The organism is Streptococcus infantis, assembly GCF_047460825.1.
GTDB classification, from domain to species: Bacteria; Bacillota; Bacilli; order Lactobacillales; family Streptococcaceae; genus Streptococcus; species Streptococcus infantis_V.
Genome location: NZ_JASHFO010000004.1, coordinates 54097 through 68516, shown reverse-complemented (window position 1 = coordinate 68516; position 14420 = coordinate 54097). Strand labels below are relative to the sequence as shown.

Sequence of the window (14420 nt, the reverse complement as noted above, 5' to 3'; positions counted from 1 at the left end):
GGTAGAGATGATTGATGGCAAACGAATTTTGCTAACTGTTACAATTTTTAGTTATATCATAACCATAATAAGCGGTTTTGCTTATTTGTTCACCAGTAATAACGTTGGACTACTGACAACTTTACTTTTACTTTTAATTAGTAGTCTGTTACTTTGCTGGAATAATATCAAATATTATTTGATTCACTTTATATTCTTTATTACAATTTTTATATTTTTAGTTTCTAGACCTACTATTGATTATTTCAGAGATGGAGCGCTAGACACCTACCAACCAATTGCCTATCGATTTGCTTTCCTAGTTGTCATTGTTTCTATCTTAGGATTGACTATAGGTGGCTTTATAGCGAATTATTATCTTGCTCGAAAAAGCAAGGCTCCTGTAAAAGTAGAAAAAACAGTAAATATCAATTATATAAAAAAATTACGTTTTGTTTCATTGAGTGTATTTCTACTCACCTATCCATTTTATTTTCTTAGACTATTTGAGCGATTGCTATACCGTTTGCAAACTTCTTATTACAATTATTATGCAAATTTTGAAAGTCAATTGCCCTACTTTACCTATATCTTATCGACTTTCACGGTTTATGCCATGTGTGTTTACTTAGCAACCAAACCTAAAAAGTCACATGCGACAATGGTTTTAGTTGCCTATATCGCGGCTAACTTGATTCACTTAGTAATTGGTACCAGAAATCCCTTTATTCTAAGTTTGATTTTTGCCTTTGTTTACTACTTTATGCGCGAACAAACGGAGAAAGGTAAATGGATCGGTTTCAAAGAAAAAATGGCTATTTATCTTGGAACACCTCTTCTCATGCTTGCGATGGGAGCATTAAACTATGTTCGTGATAATGCTCAAGTGTCCCATAGTGGAGTTTTTGATTTATTACTCGATTTCATTTATAAACAAGGAACTAGTTTTGGAGTTTTAGCTAGAGGATTCCTGTACAATAGCAGTCTCCCTTATAGAGACTTCCGAAATTTCACTTTTGGTCCGGTTGTTGACTATTTTGCGAGAGGTAGTATCGGAATCATATTTGGTGCCAAACCATTTGAACATACGACAAATAGTATTGAACTAGCGATTGACAGTAATAGTTATGCCCACAATTTATCTTATCTTGTTCTAAATAAAGAATATTTAAGAGGCCATGGTATTGGAAGTAGTTATATCATGGAATTGTATACTGATTATGGTATGTTGGGACTATTTCTACTAAGTATCTTACTTGGTATGCTCTTTATAGCTATGCTGCAAGTAGCTTATCGCTCAAGAACAATCTTATTTGCATTATCTTTGCTAATCTTGAATAATTTATTCTTTATGCCTAGAAGTAGCTTCTCAGAAAGTTTCTTTAATCTTTTTACAATGCAATTCTGGGGAATTGTTCTAATTATCATTTTCGTGGCAAAAATGCTTACAAAAGAAAATCATCACTTAATTAAAAAAGGGGAAATACATGTTTGAACATTATTCTGTAGCTGATTTGTTCGCAAATCTTTATAAAAAGCGTAAAGTGAATTTGCTAGCTTTACTAGCCTTATTTGCTCTCATAGCTGTACCATTTACTTTAAAAGCTGTTAAAAATAAAAATACAGTCAAAGATTCTACTAGTTATTCTACTTATATCACCTATAAAATAACTGCTCCAGAAACATCATCAAAAACAATTTTGAATCATCAAGTTGGTGGCTATAGTGACTTCTATGCAAAACTAATTGATGGTAATCTCAATGGTGCCTTTCTTTTCAATGATGTTGATTCTGATAAGATGAAAGAAATTGCAAAAGATTTAGATACTACAGAAACAGCATTGAAGAATTCTGCAAGTGACTATTGGACAAAAAAATTAACGATTAACCCATTGATTGATGATGCAGGTGTAACTGTTAAAATTTTAACTCCAAGTAAGGAAGTAAATGATTTCCTTGAAAGCAAGTTTGATTTATTAATTGACAAATTCAAGTCTACCTATACAGACGTTAAGATTGAAAAACTTGAAACAGTTAACTCTAAAGAATTGACTCCGAATGGAGAAGTTGCTCTTGGCTTTAACTTGAAAAATCTTATCTTGCGCTTAGTGATTATTGGTATTCTCTGTGTTATCCTAGTGATCATGGCGAATGTTCTAATTTACCTTTTCAACCCAACTATCAATCGTGCAGGCGATTTCTCTGCTTATCAAGTAGACTTCGTTTCAACTATTACAACGCTTGAAAATCTTTCTGAACTATTGAGTTACAAGTGTCAAGGTCAACCACTAGCAATCGTAAGTTCAGATAATCGTATTTTGAATAAATTACAAGCAGAATACAAATTGAATCTTGAGGGTGTTCAGTTTGTTAACTTGCAAAATGTCAAAGATCTTTTAGCATTTGAGAATGTCCTTTTTGTAGAAGAATATGGTGTTACTCGCTATAAGAAATTTGAAGAAAGTATGCAAGAAGTGAGAAATCTAAACCGTTCAGTTTTAGGTGTGATTACTTTTGCACTCTAATGATTTGATATACATAAAGAATTAAAAATCATCCAAGACAAAGGAGGACTCGAATGGTCCTCCTTTGTCTTTTGGAAAAAATCAGATTTGACAGAATACTGTAGAAAAGATTTCCTAGAGGATTTGAATAAGATTTCGTCAGGGAGGACAAACATGGCTTGAGGAACAGATTTCCCAGTCAAATAGGTTTTTTTAACTAACTTTATGATATAATAAATCAACGAGGTAAATTGAATGAAAAGTATAAAATTAAATGCCCTGGCTTATATGGGGATTCGTGTTTTAAATATTATTTTCCCAATTTTGACGGGTACCTATGTTGCGCGTGTTCTAGATCGAACAGACTATGGTTATTTCAACTCTGTTGATACCATCCTGTCTTTTTTCTTACCCTTTGCAACCTATGGAGTCTATAATTATGGACTTCGAGCTATTAGTAATGTAAAAGATAATAAGAAGGAATTAAATAAAGTCTTTTCAAGTCTTTTTTATTTGTGTGTAGCTTGTACGATTATTACAAGTGCCGTCTATCTTTTATCGTATCCTTTATTCTTTAATAGTAATCCTGTTATCAAAAAGATTTTTTTGGTAATGGGTGTTCAACTCATTGCACAAATATTCTCGATTGAATGGGTGAATGAAGCTCTTGAAAATTATAGTTTTTTATTTTATAAAACAGCCTTCATCCGTATTCTCATGTTGGTATCCATCTTCATGTTTGTAAAAAATGAGCATGATATTGTTATCTATACACTGATTATGAGTCTTTCAACTCTGATCAATTATCTCATTAGTTATTTTTGGATTAAAAGAGATATCCAGTTTGTTAAGGTTTCTTTGGAAGAATTTAAACCTCTCTTTCTTCCTCTGACGGCCATGCTGATCTTTGCCAATGCCAATATGTTATTCACCTTCCTTGATCGTCTCTTTTTGGTAAAAACCGGAGTTGATGTAAATGTCAGTTATTATACGATGGCACAACGGATTGTAACGGTTATCGCAGGTGTTGTTACAGGTGCGATTGGAGTCAGTGTTCCTCGCTTGAGCTACTATCTAGGTATTGGAAAAAAAGAAGAGTATGTAAATTTGGTGAATCGAGGAAGTCGCATTTTCAACTTCTTCATCATTCCACTTAGTTTTGGATTGATGATTTTAGGGCCAAATGCAATCCTTTTGTATGGTAGTGAGAAGTATATTGGTGGTGGCATCTTAACATCCCTCTTTGCTTTTCGCACGATTATTCTTGCCCTAGATACTATTCTAGGCTCTCAAATTCTCTTTACAAATGGATTTGAAAAAAGAATTACAGTTTATACCTTATTTGCTGGTGGACTAAACCTAGTTCTTGATAGTCTCCTCTACTTTAATAATATTATTACACCGGAGTATTATTTGATTACGACGATGTTATCGGAAAGTTTTCTCCTAATACTTTACATTATCTTTATTCATAAGACCAAGCTCATTAATCTAGGACATATCTTCAAATATACGGTGCGTTATTCTCTTTTCGCTTTGACATTTGTTCCGATCTACTTTTTAGTTAATCTTGTTTATCCGGTCAAAATGGTTATCAACCTACCTTTCTTGATCAATATGGTGATCATCATGGTCTTATCAGCTCTTAGCTACATTGGTTTGCTCGTTTGGACCAAAGATAGTATCTTTTATGAATTTTTAGGTCATGTCATCTCGCTCAAAAAACGTATTAAAAAATCTTAGGAGGAATAGATGAGAAGATTAAGTATCGAAGAGGCTAAACAAATTGAACTTGATATTTTAGCTTTTATTGACTCGTTTTGTAAAAAGCATGATATTGATTATTTTATCAATTATGGCACCTTGATTGGAGCTATTCGTCACAAGGGTTTTATCCCCTGGGATGATGATATAGACCTCTCTATGACACGTGAAAACTACGAACGTTTTATCCAGTTATTTCATCAAGAACAATCGAAATATAAGATTTTAGCTTTGGAAACCGATGATCACTACTATAATAATTTTATAAAGATTGTAGATTCGACAACGAGAATAGTGGATACACGAAATACAAAAACTTATGATTCTGGAATTTTCATTGATATTTTTCCAATGGATTCTTTCAATGATACTAAAGTTATCGATGTGTGCTATAAGTTGGAAAGTTTTAAATTATTATCCTTCAGTAAGCACAAGAATATTGTTTATGGAGATAGTAAATTAAAAGACTTGATTCGTTCCTTCTTCTGGTTTATACTTCGTCCTATTTCTCCCCGTTATTTCGCGAGTCAAATTGAACAGCAAATTCAAAAGTATAGGGTAAAAGATGGTAAATATATTGCTTTTATTCCTTCCAAGTTTAAGGAAAAAGAAGTCTTTGCCAAAGAAGTTTTTGAAGATTTAATTGAAGTCCCTTTCGAACATCTGATGCTTTCAGCACCGAAACAATACGATGCTATTTTGAAGCAGTATTATGGTGATTATATGACTCTCCCACCAAAAGAAAAACAGTTTTATAGTCACGAATTTGAAGCCTATAAATTGGAGGATTAAATGCAGTACTTAGAAAAAAATGAGATTAAAGAAATTCAACTAGGTATTTTGGACTATGTTGATGAAATTTGTAAGAAAAATGATATTCCTTATTTCCTCAGCTATGGAACCATGCTGGGAGCTGTTCGTCATAAGGGAATGATTCCCTGGGATGATGATATCGATATCTCACTGTATAGAAAAGACTATGAGCGTCTATTAAAAGCGATTGAAGAGGATAATCATCCTGTTTATCGTGTTCTTTCCTACGATACCTCTTCATGGTATTTCCATAATTTTGCAGCTATTTTAGATACATCTACTGTAATTGAAGATAACGTAAAATATAAGCGCCATGACACTAGTTTGTTCATTGATGTCTTTCCAATCGATCAATTTTCAGATTTGAGCATCGTTGATAAGAGCTATAAATATGTTGCTTTGCGTCAGCTTGCCTATATCAAGAAAGAACGTGCGGTTCACGGAGATAGCAAATTAAAAGATTTCCTTCGCTTGTGTACCTGGTATCCTCTCAGACTAGTTAATCCGAGATATTTCTATAAGAAAATAGATGAGTTAGTTAAAAATAGTGTGACAGACAATCCTGCTTATGAAGGAGCCATTGGAGTTGGAAAAGAAAAAATGAAAGAAGTCTTTCCAGCAGGAACCTTAAAAGAACTGATTTTAACAGAGTTTGAAGGTCGCATGGTGCCTATTCCAAAGAACTACGATGCCTTTTTAACCCAGATGTATGGAGATTATATGACTCCGCCATCAAAAGAAATGCAGGAGTGGTATAGCCATAGTATAAAGGCTTATCGAAAGTAAGTGTAAATGTATTGCAAATGAAAAATTCGATGTATTGAAATAAATTGCGATTAGTGGAGCTATGGTTCCTTATTGAGAAATGGAACAACACCTGATGGCTACAAGGTCAATCAAGATGGCATTTGGAGCTTGAATCCTGATAAAGTAGATGTTCAGGGAAGTCAAGAAGAGCCTAAGAAGGATGCTGATAAGCCAGTAGAGAAGGAAGAAAAATCGGCAGAAGCGACTGAAAAAGATGAAGCCGCTGAAACAAAACCGACTTTGAAGGCAGATAAAGGATAATCTTAGTTGCTTTGCTAGAAAGCTAATTAGGTGCTACGTTCAGCTCTGTCAGATACTTTTCTTTTAAAATAGTATTTATATACATCTCAGAGAATCGATCAATGTTTTTTGGATAAGAAACTTGATCTGCTCTGAGATGTTTTCTATTTCTCACACACTAAATGATTGAGAATAGCCCTCTCGTCTTCAAATAGAAATATTTTGATAAGAAATTTTAAAAAACACCGATTAGATAAATAAGAAAAATTATGGTATAATAAAACGATACAAAAAAGGAGTATATATGGACATTTCAGAAATTCGTCAAAAAATTGACGCCAATCGTGAAAAATTAGCTTCTTTTAGGGGGTCTCTTTGACCTCGAAGGGTTAGAAGAAGAAATTGCCATTTTGGAAAACAAAATGACAGAACCTGATTTTTGGAACGATAATATTGCGGCCCAAAAAATGTCGCAAGAATTAAATGAACTAAAAAATACCTACAATACTTTCCACAAGATGGAGGAGTTGCAGGATGAAGCTGAAATCTTACTAGACTTTTTAGCAGAGGATGAGTCTGTTAAAGATGAGTTGGTGGAGAAGTTAGCTGAGCTAGATCAGATGATGACTAGCTACGAGATGACTCTGCTCTTGTCAGAGCCTTATGATCATAATAATGCTATTTTAGAGATTCACCCAGGTTCTGGTGGAACAGAAGCCCAAGACTGGGGCGATATGCTTCTTCGTATGTATACTCGTTATGGGAACGCTAAAGGCTTTAAGGTTGAAGTCTTGGATTATCAAGCTGGTGATGAAGCAGGTATTAAGTCAGTGACCTTGTCTTTTGAAGGCCCAAATGCTTATGGACTTCTCAAGTCAGAGATGGGAGTTCACCGTCTGGTACGTATCTCACCATTTGACTCAGCTAAGCGTCGTCACACCTCCTTTACTTCTGTAGAAGTTATGCCAGAGTTGGATGATACGATTGAAGTTGACATCCGAGAAGATGATATCAAGATGGATACTTTCCGTTCAGGTGGAGCAGGTGGACAAAACGTCAACAAGGTTTCAACAGGTGTCCGTTTGACCCACATTCCGACAGGTATTGTCGTTGCATCAACTGTTGACCGTACTCAGTACGGAAACCGTGATCGTGCGATGAAGATGCTCCAGGCAAAACTCTATCAAATGGAGCAGGAAAAGAAAGCTGCTGAGGTAGATGCCCTTAAGGGGGATAAGAAAGAAATCACATGGGGAAGCCAGATTCGCTCCTATGTATTCACCCCTTATACCATGGTGAAAGATCACCGTACCAGTTTTGAAGTTGCGCAGGTAGATAAGGTTATGGATGGAGACCTAGATGGTTTCATCGATGCCTATCTAAAATGGCGTATTAGTTAAAAGAAAGGAAGTCACATGTCGATCATTGAAATGAGAGATGTTGTCAAAAAGTATGACAACGGGACAACAGCCCTACGTGGCGTCTCTGTGAACATTGAACCAGGAGAGTTTGCCTATATCGTAGGTCCTTCAGGTGCAGGTAAGTCAACTTTTATCCGTGCCTTGTACCGTGAAGTTAAAGTTGAAAAAGGAAGTTTGCAGGTTGCAGGTTTTAATCTTGTTAAGATTAAAAAGAGAGATATCCCGCTTTTGCGTAGAAACGTAGGCGTCGTCTTTCAGGATTATAAGCTCTTGCCAAAGAAAACTGTTTATGAGAACATTGCTTACGCAATGGAGGTTGTCGGTGAAAGCCGTCGTAATATCAAAAAACGTGTTATGGAAGTTTTGGATCTTGTTGGCTTGAAGCACAAAGTTCGTTCATTCCCTAATGAATTATCAGGTGGTGAGCAACAACGTATCGCCATTGCTCGCGCTATCGTAAACAATCCTAAGGTATTGATTGCCGACGAACCAACAGGTAACTTGGACCCGGATAACTCATGGGAAATCATGAACCTCTTGGAGCGTATCAATCTCCAAGGGACGACTGTTTTGATGGCGACCCACAACAGCCAAATCGTAAATACCTTGCGCCACCGTGTCATTGCCATCGAGAATGGTCGTGTGGTTCGTGACGAAGCGAAAGGAGAGTACGGATACGATGATTAGTAGATTTTTCCGCCATCTATTCGAAGCTTTAAAGAGTTTAAAGCGTAATGGGTGGATGACCATTGCTGCTGTCAGTTCAGTAATGATTACCTTGACCTTGGTTGCTATTTTTGCGTCAGTTATCTTTAATACTGCAAAATTGGCAACGGATATCGAAAACAACGTCCGCGTCATGGTTTATGTCCGTAAAGACGTTGAAGACAATAGTGAAACCATTGTCAAAGAGGGGCAAACAGTTACAAACAATGATTACCACAAGGTTTATGATGCCCTCAAGTCTATGCCAGCTGTTAAAAGTGTAACTTTCTCAAGTAAAGAAGAGCAGTACCAAAAGCTGACTGAAACCATGGGTGACGAGTGGAAGGTTTTTGAAGGAGATGCCAATCCTCTTCATGATGCCTACATCGTCGATACCAATTCACCAAGTGATGTGAAACCAGTCGCTGAAGAAGCTAAGAAAATCGAAGGAGTTTCTGAGGTTCAAGACGGTGGTGCCAATACGGAGCGTCTCTTCAAGTTGGCTTCCTTCATCCGTGTTTGGGGATTGTTCATTGCAGGACTCTTGATTTTCATCGCGGTCTTCTTGATCTCAAATACCATTCGTATCACTATCATTTCACGTAGTCGTGAAATCCAAATCATGCGTTTGGTTGGTGCTAAAAACAGCTACATCCGTGGCCCATTCTTGCTAGAAGGTGCATTTATTGGTTTGTTGGGAGCAGCTCTTCCATCAGTTTTGGTTTACTTTATCTATAACCGAGTATTCCAATCTGTCAACCCATCCTTGGTTGGACAAAACCTATCCTTGATTACCCCAGATACCTTTATTCCATTGATGATTGGTCTTTTGTTCCTCATTGGAATCTGTATCGGTTCACTTGGTTCAGGAATCTCAATGCGTCGATTCTTGAAAATCTAAGTAAGATAGTTTACTAAAATCTATAAAAGTAGGATACCATCGAGGCTTGACCGAGTCGGATGGTCCTACTTTTTATGTTGAACTTAGAAAGCAGTTGCTTGCCAATTTTTGGGAAACAGTGTATGATAGGAAAGGACCTTTTTGCTAAAAGAGTGATAGGGACTAGATGAAAGATATCTTTTATTTCTACAGTAATATCTAGCTCTTTTGACTTAACATAAATAATGAATGAGGATAAAATGAAACAATTTTTGGAAAAAGTGAGTATACTTTCCCTGTCGTTAGTATTGATCACATCATTTTCTATATCAAGTGCCCTACCAGCCATGTTTGACTATTATCAGGGCTATTCGACTGGTCAGGTCGAGCTCTTGGTCAGCCTTCCATCCTTTGGGATTATGGCCATGCTCCTTTTAAATGGAGTTTTAGAACGGATTTTTCCTGAACGACTTCAGTTGACCTTGGGACTTTTGATTTTATCAATCAGTGGAACAGCTCCCTTCTGGTATCAGGGATACTACTTTGTTTTTGCCACTCGTCTTCTCTTTGGGATTGGAGTGGGGATGCTTAACGCCAAGGCTATCTCTATCATCAGTGAACGGTACCATGGCAAGACTCGTATCCAGATGCTTGGTTTTCGTGGTTCAGCTGAGGTGGTGGGAGCCTCTATCTTGACCTTGACAGTCGGTCAGCTTTTGGCCTTTGGATGGACTGCAACCTTCTTAGCCTATGTAGCAGGTTTAGTGGTTCTTGTACTCTTCCTTCTCTTTGTCCCTTATAACAAAGAAGAAGTTCATGAGTCCAAGCAAAAGACAGAAGAAGTAGCGAAACTAACTCGCTCCATGCTACAGCTGATTTTCTTCCTAGCTGTCGGTGCTGCAGTCATTGTATGTACCAATACGGCCATTACCTTCCGTATTCCTAGTCTCATGATTGAGGCAGGTTTTGGAGATGCTCAATTGTCTAGTCTGGTACTCAGTGCCATGCAGTTGATTGGGATTCTGGCGGGAATTAGCTTTTCTTTCCTCATCTCTGCCTTTAAGGAAAAATTGTTATTGGTTGCGGGTGTAACCTTTGGTATTGGGCAAATCATCATTGCTCTTTCCCCTTCTATCTGGGTTGTCGTTGCAGGTTCTGTCTTAGGAGGATTTGCCTATAGCATTGCCCTTACGACAGTCTTTCAGTTAATTTCTGAGAGAATCCCAGCAAAGCTTCTCAACAAAGCAACTTCCTATGCGGTTTTGGGATGTAGTTTTGGTGCCTCCTTAACACCATTTGTTCTTTCAGGAATTGGCTTGGTGACTACAGATGGTCGAATGACCTTTATTATTCTAGGAGCATGGATGATTGCGACATCAGTCCTTGTTTCTCTCCTATTGAAAAAAGAAGCTTAACAAAAGAGGTTGAGAAAAAATCTTTACAATCAGAAAAACGCATACTATCAGGTGTTGAAAACCTTGATACTATGCGTTTTATTTTTTTCATTTTCTGATAATACTCTTCGAAAATCAAATTCAAACTGCGTCAACGTCGCCTTGCCGTATATATGTTACTGACTTCGTCAGTTCTATCCACAACCTCAAAGCAGTGCTTTGAGCAACCTGCGGCTAGTTTCCTAGTTTGCTCTTTGATTTTCATTGAGTATAAAATTGAGTTTTTGATCAACTTTTTTTAGTGATCAGGCGAACATTTGCCAAAAGTAATCAATGATATAGGTCAAGCCGTATGTGTAAACGACCAGGGTAAAGGGCTTGGTCAGGATGATAATGGTCATGTAACGCTTGAAGCTCATCTTGGTTAGAGCTGCCAGCATACAGAGAAAGTCCGCTGGACTAACCGGCCAAATCATCATAAAGATAAAGAATCGATCAAAGCGATTGCCCTTGTCTAACCAACCGATGTACTTATCATAGGTACGCTTGCTGACGACAGACTGAACAAAGGGTGCTCCGTAGAGGCGAACCAGGTAAAAGATAATGGCGCAACCAATAACGATTCCAATATAGTTATAAATAGTTCCAATAATGTGACCGTAGATAAAGACACCGGCAACGGATGTCAGAGCACCAGGAATGATAGGAACAACCGTCTGCAAAATCTGTAAAAAGATAAAGAGTGGTGGCCCCCAGATACCGGCCTGTTGGATAAAGGCAGATAGGGTTTCCTTAGAATGCAAGACTCCAGCCTGATAGGCCCAGATACAGAAAATCAAAGTACCAACTCCACCGATGATGGAAGAAATATTGATTGCTTGCTGTAGAACGGGAGAAACAGCTTTCATTTGTTTATCGTGTGACATGTAAACTCCTCTTGTGTAGTATGATTCTACTATACCATATTTTAAGGAGAAAGACTATATGGGAAACTTCGTGTGACTTAGTCTCAAGTATGGTAAAATGGGAATAAGAAAATGACAGCTTAGAATGAGGAAAATCATGTTAGGATTGAAGTTTAATGGCACTTGGCGCAACTATCAAAAGCAGGTCTTGGATAACTTCCAAGAATACCAAGCAGACGGCCATGTCCACTTGGTGGCAGCACCAGGTTCTGGTAAAACAACCATTGGGATTGAGTTGATTGCTCGCTTTGATAAGCCTGCCCTCGTTTTGGTACCGACGGTTACCATTCGGGAACAATGGGTGGATAGGATTCGCCAGGCCTTTTTAGAGGATGAGGACCAAGTCACAAATCTCGTGTCCCAAAATCTCAAGGACATGAAGCAAATTACCATCGCCACCTACCAAGCTTTTCACAGCGCTATGCAACAGGTACAATCCCAAGAGGATAATGGCGATGTTGAGGACTATGTCGGATTTGACATGCTTGCCAGCCTCAAGGAAAGGGGCGTTGAAACCCTCTGTCTGGACGAATGCCATCATTTGAGAAATGAATGGTGGAAAAGCCTAGAAGACTTCCGTAAAAATTACCAACAACTGCAAGTTATCTCTCTCACTGCGACACCGCCTTATGACAGTGAACCAGAACTCTGGGAACGCTATCTCCAGATGTGTGGCGAGATTGACCAAGAAATCACAGTGCCAGAACTGGTCAAGGAAGACACTCTTTGCCCTCATCAGGACTTTGTCTATATCTGTTTTCCGACTAAGGAAGAGGACAAGCGCTTGGAAGAGTTTGAAGACACCAAGTGGCAGTATGTCAGCCAACTAGTCGTTGATCCTGACTTCCAAGAGTTGATTCGAAGTTCCAAAGTTCTCAAAGGGGAAATTTCTGCGGATATGCTCCTTGAGGATCCCAAGTATCTCTCAGCTCTCCTCATTTATCTACAAGCGCAAAAGCTGGAAATTCCCAAGCATCTACAAGATTTACTGGGAGCTGAAGGCTTGCCTGCCCTCAATTACTACTGGCTCGAAGTTCTCTTGCAAGGCCTTCTCTATCAAACTCCTGACTGGTATGAGGATTCGCAGGAGACAAAGAAAAAAATAGAAGCAGAACTGAAATCAAGAGGACTGATTGAAAAACGTCAGGTTTTCTTGGTCAAATCCAAGGCCAATGATCAAATCCTCAACCAATCATTGGGGAAATTATCTGGAATTGCTGATATCTTTGCGACCGAGTATGCTAGCCTCGGAAAAGACTTGAGACAACTAGTCCTAGCAGACTATATTCGTAAGGACTTTGCTAACTATCTAGGGGATGATCAGGCACCCATCACTCAATTAGGTGTCCTACCTTACTTTGAAACCATTCGCAGAAGTGCACAAAAGCAAGGTCTTTCTGTCCCTATAGCAGTCCTTTCGGGAAGTGTGGTTATCGTGCCAACTAGTGTTAGGGAGGAACTCCAAGCACTCTTGCCAACAGTCGCTTTGACCTTCTCAGCTATTGGTCAACTAGATCCAGATGCCTATCTTCAGGTAGGTTTCCCCTCAACCTGTAAAGGGATGGTAGGGGCTGTAACTGAACTCTTTCAGAGGGGTGCCATCCAGGTCTTGGTCGGCACTAAGTCTCTCTTGGGAGAAGGATGGGATGCGCCTTGCGTCAACTCTCTCATCTTAGGAAGTTTTGTCGGAAGCTTTATGCTCAGCAATCAGATGCGGGGCCGTGCTATCCGTATCTGGCCAGGGCATCCAGATAAGACCAGCAATATCTGGCATCTGGTCGCTATCAAACCCTATACAAAAAATCTTTTCTTGTGGGAAAAGGAAAATGAAGAGGAAGTAGAGAAGGATAATCCCTATCAAGATTTACTGAGTCTAATTCGTCGTATGGAGCATTTTCTAGGTTTATCCTATAAGGAGGATACCATCGAGACAGGTCTGGATCGCTTGGACTTCCCTAAACCACCCTTTAAGAAAAATAAGATTCAAGCCTATAATCAGAAAATCAAGGAATTGTCCAAGGACCGTACCACCCTTCGCAAAAAATGGCAGGAGGCGTTGGTAGTTGCGGATAAGCTAGAGATTGTCAATGAGGTAGCAACAGATCGCAAGCAGATCCCTCTGCTCACTCTTGTTGATGCTGAAAAATGGCTCCGTTATTCCTTTATGCTAACGGCCCTCAATCTCCTCTTTTATATCTTTAGGGTCCGTGGAACTAGTATTCGCTGGTTGTTTGGACTGAGCATCCTCTTTCTAGCCTACACCGTGATTCGCTATTTCTTTTACAGGAGTCCTTATGTACGCCTACGGCAGGCGGGTGAAGGTATTCGTAATGCCATGCTAAAGATGGGGCATTTGTCCGATGACCAGTCGCGCGTGCAGGTAGAGGAAGATAAGGAAAGTTATAGCATTTTTGCCTATCTTAAGGGGGGCAGTATGAGAGATAAGGAACTCTTTTCTCAGACCTTGGGTGAATTCTTTGCAGCCGTGGACAATCAACGCTACCTCTTAGTCGCTAAAAAAGCACCAGCAGGTCAGTCCAAGTATTTCGTAGTCCCTAGCCTCTTTGAAAAACGTAAGGAAGATGCACAGCTCTTTCTAGACGCAGTCGCCCCTCAGCTAGGTGATTATCAGCTGCTCTACACCCGTAACGAAGCAGGCCGAAAAATCCTGCTCGAAGCTAGACTCAAATCCCTAGCCAACAAAAATGACCGCCTCATCACCAAGAAGAAGGTCAAAAGTGCTTTGAAATAGGAAAGTTTGCAAGAGATAAATAAGTAAATTCTCTTAAAGTATAAGCACAATTAGAGACAGTAAGAGACGGGTGGTACGAGTAAGAAGGAGAAGAAAGTTAAAGTAAAATAGGCTATACCTGTATCAGGATAAAATAAATGCTTTTAGGCATATTATTATCTAAAGGCATTTTTTATTGGATTCGTGTTATAATTTT

Annotated in this window: 12 protein-coding genes; 11 read left to right on the top strand and 1 reads right to left on the bottom strand. The window is 38.6% G+C overall.

What is annotated here, in order from left to right; genetic code table 11:
- Nucleotides 1–7: 7 nt before the first annotated feature.
- The 10 genes from QM911_RS02285 (at nt 8) to QM911_RS02240 (ending at nt 10528) form a co-directional block, all read left to right on the top strand.
- Nucleotides 8–1474, top strand: coding sequence for an O-antigen polysaccharide polymerase Wzy family protein (locus tag QM911_RS02285; protein ID WP_414312980.1), 1467 nt, complete (start codon nt 8–10; stop codon nt 1472–1474).
- Nucleotides 1467–2504, top strand: coding sequence for a prephenate dehydratase (locus tag QM911_RS02280; RefSeq protein WP_414312979.1), 1038 nt, complete (start codon nt 1467–1469; stop codon nt 2502–2504). Before QM911_RS02285 ends, QM911_RS02280 begins: the two co-directional genes overlap by 8 nt.
- 234 nt (nt 2505–2738) lie before the next feature.
- Nucleotides 2739–4226: an oligosaccharide flippase family protein gene (locus QM911_RS02275; protein WP_414312978.1), complete on the top strand. Its 1488-nt coding sequence runs from the start codon at nt 2739–2741 to the stop codon at nt 4224–4226.
- 9 nt (nt 4227–4235) lie between these two features.
- Entirely contained in the window at nt 4236–5039 is an 804-nt protein-coding gene (locus QM911_RS02270; protein ID WP_414312977.1) for a LicD family protein, read from the top strand.
- Complete coding sequence (locus tag QM911_RS02265; protein ID WP_414260248.1) at nt 5040–5846, top strand: LicD family protein; 807 nt, start codon at nt 5040–5042, stop codon at nt 5844–5846.
- Between the two features lie 72 nt (nt 5847–5918).
- Nucleotides 5919–6128 carry a hypothetical protein gene (locus QM911_RS02260; RefSeq protein WP_414312976.1) on the top strand — a complete coding sequence of 70 codons (210 nt, stop codon included), beginning with the start codon at nt 5919–5921 and terminating at the stop codon, nt 6126–6128.
- A 283-nt stretch (nt 6129–6411) separates the two neighbouring features.
- A protein-coding gene (gene prfB / locus QM911_RS02255; protein ID WP_414312975.1) for a peptide chain release factor 2 occupies nt 6412–7507 on the top strand; the annotation gives its coding sequence in 2 pieces (ribosomal slippage) (nt 6412–6483 and nt 6485–7507; 1095 coding nt in all).
- A gap of 15 nt (nt 7508–7522) precedes the next feature.
- Complete coding sequence (ftsE, locus tag QM911_RS02250) at nt 7523–8215, top strand: cell division ATP-binding protein FtsE (protein WP_000022259.1); 693 nt, start codon at nt 7523–7525, stop codon at nt 8213–8215.
- Nucleotides 8208–9134: a permease-like cell division protein FtsX gene (gene ftsX, locus QM911_RS02245; protein ID WP_371620412.1), complete on the top strand. Its 927-nt coding sequence runs from the start codon at nt 8208–8210 to the stop codon at nt 9132–9134. Before ftsE ends, ftsX begins: the two co-directional genes overlap by 8 nt.
- A gap of 239 nt (nt 9135–9373) precedes the next feature.
- The gene (locus tag QM911_RS02240) at nt 9374–10528 is read left to right on the top strand and encodes an MFS transporter (RefSeq protein ID WP_414312974.1); all 1155 of its coding nucleotides are present in this window, start codon (nt 9374–9376) and stop codon (nt 10526–10528) included.
- Between the two features lie 284 nt (nt 10529–10812).
- Here the strand turns inward: QM911_RS02240 and QM911_RS02235 are convergent, their stop codons facing one another.
- Nucleotides 10813–11433, bottom strand: coding sequence for a TVP38/TMEM64 family protein (locus QM911_RS02235; RefSeq protein ID WP_414312973.1), 621 nt, complete (start codon nt 11431–11433; stop codon nt 10813–10815).
- A 136-nt stretch (nt 11434–11569) separates the two neighbouring features.
- On the opposite strand from QM911_RS02235, the gene QM911_RS02230 reads away from it, so the two are divergent.
- Nucleotides 11570–14224, top strand: a complete 2655-nt coding sequence (locus tag QM911_RS02230) for a DEAD/DEAH box helicase family protein (RefSeq protein ID WP_414312972.1) — start codon at nt 11570–11572, stop codon at nt 14222–14224.
- Nucleotides 14225–14420 lie beyond the last annotated feature (196 nt).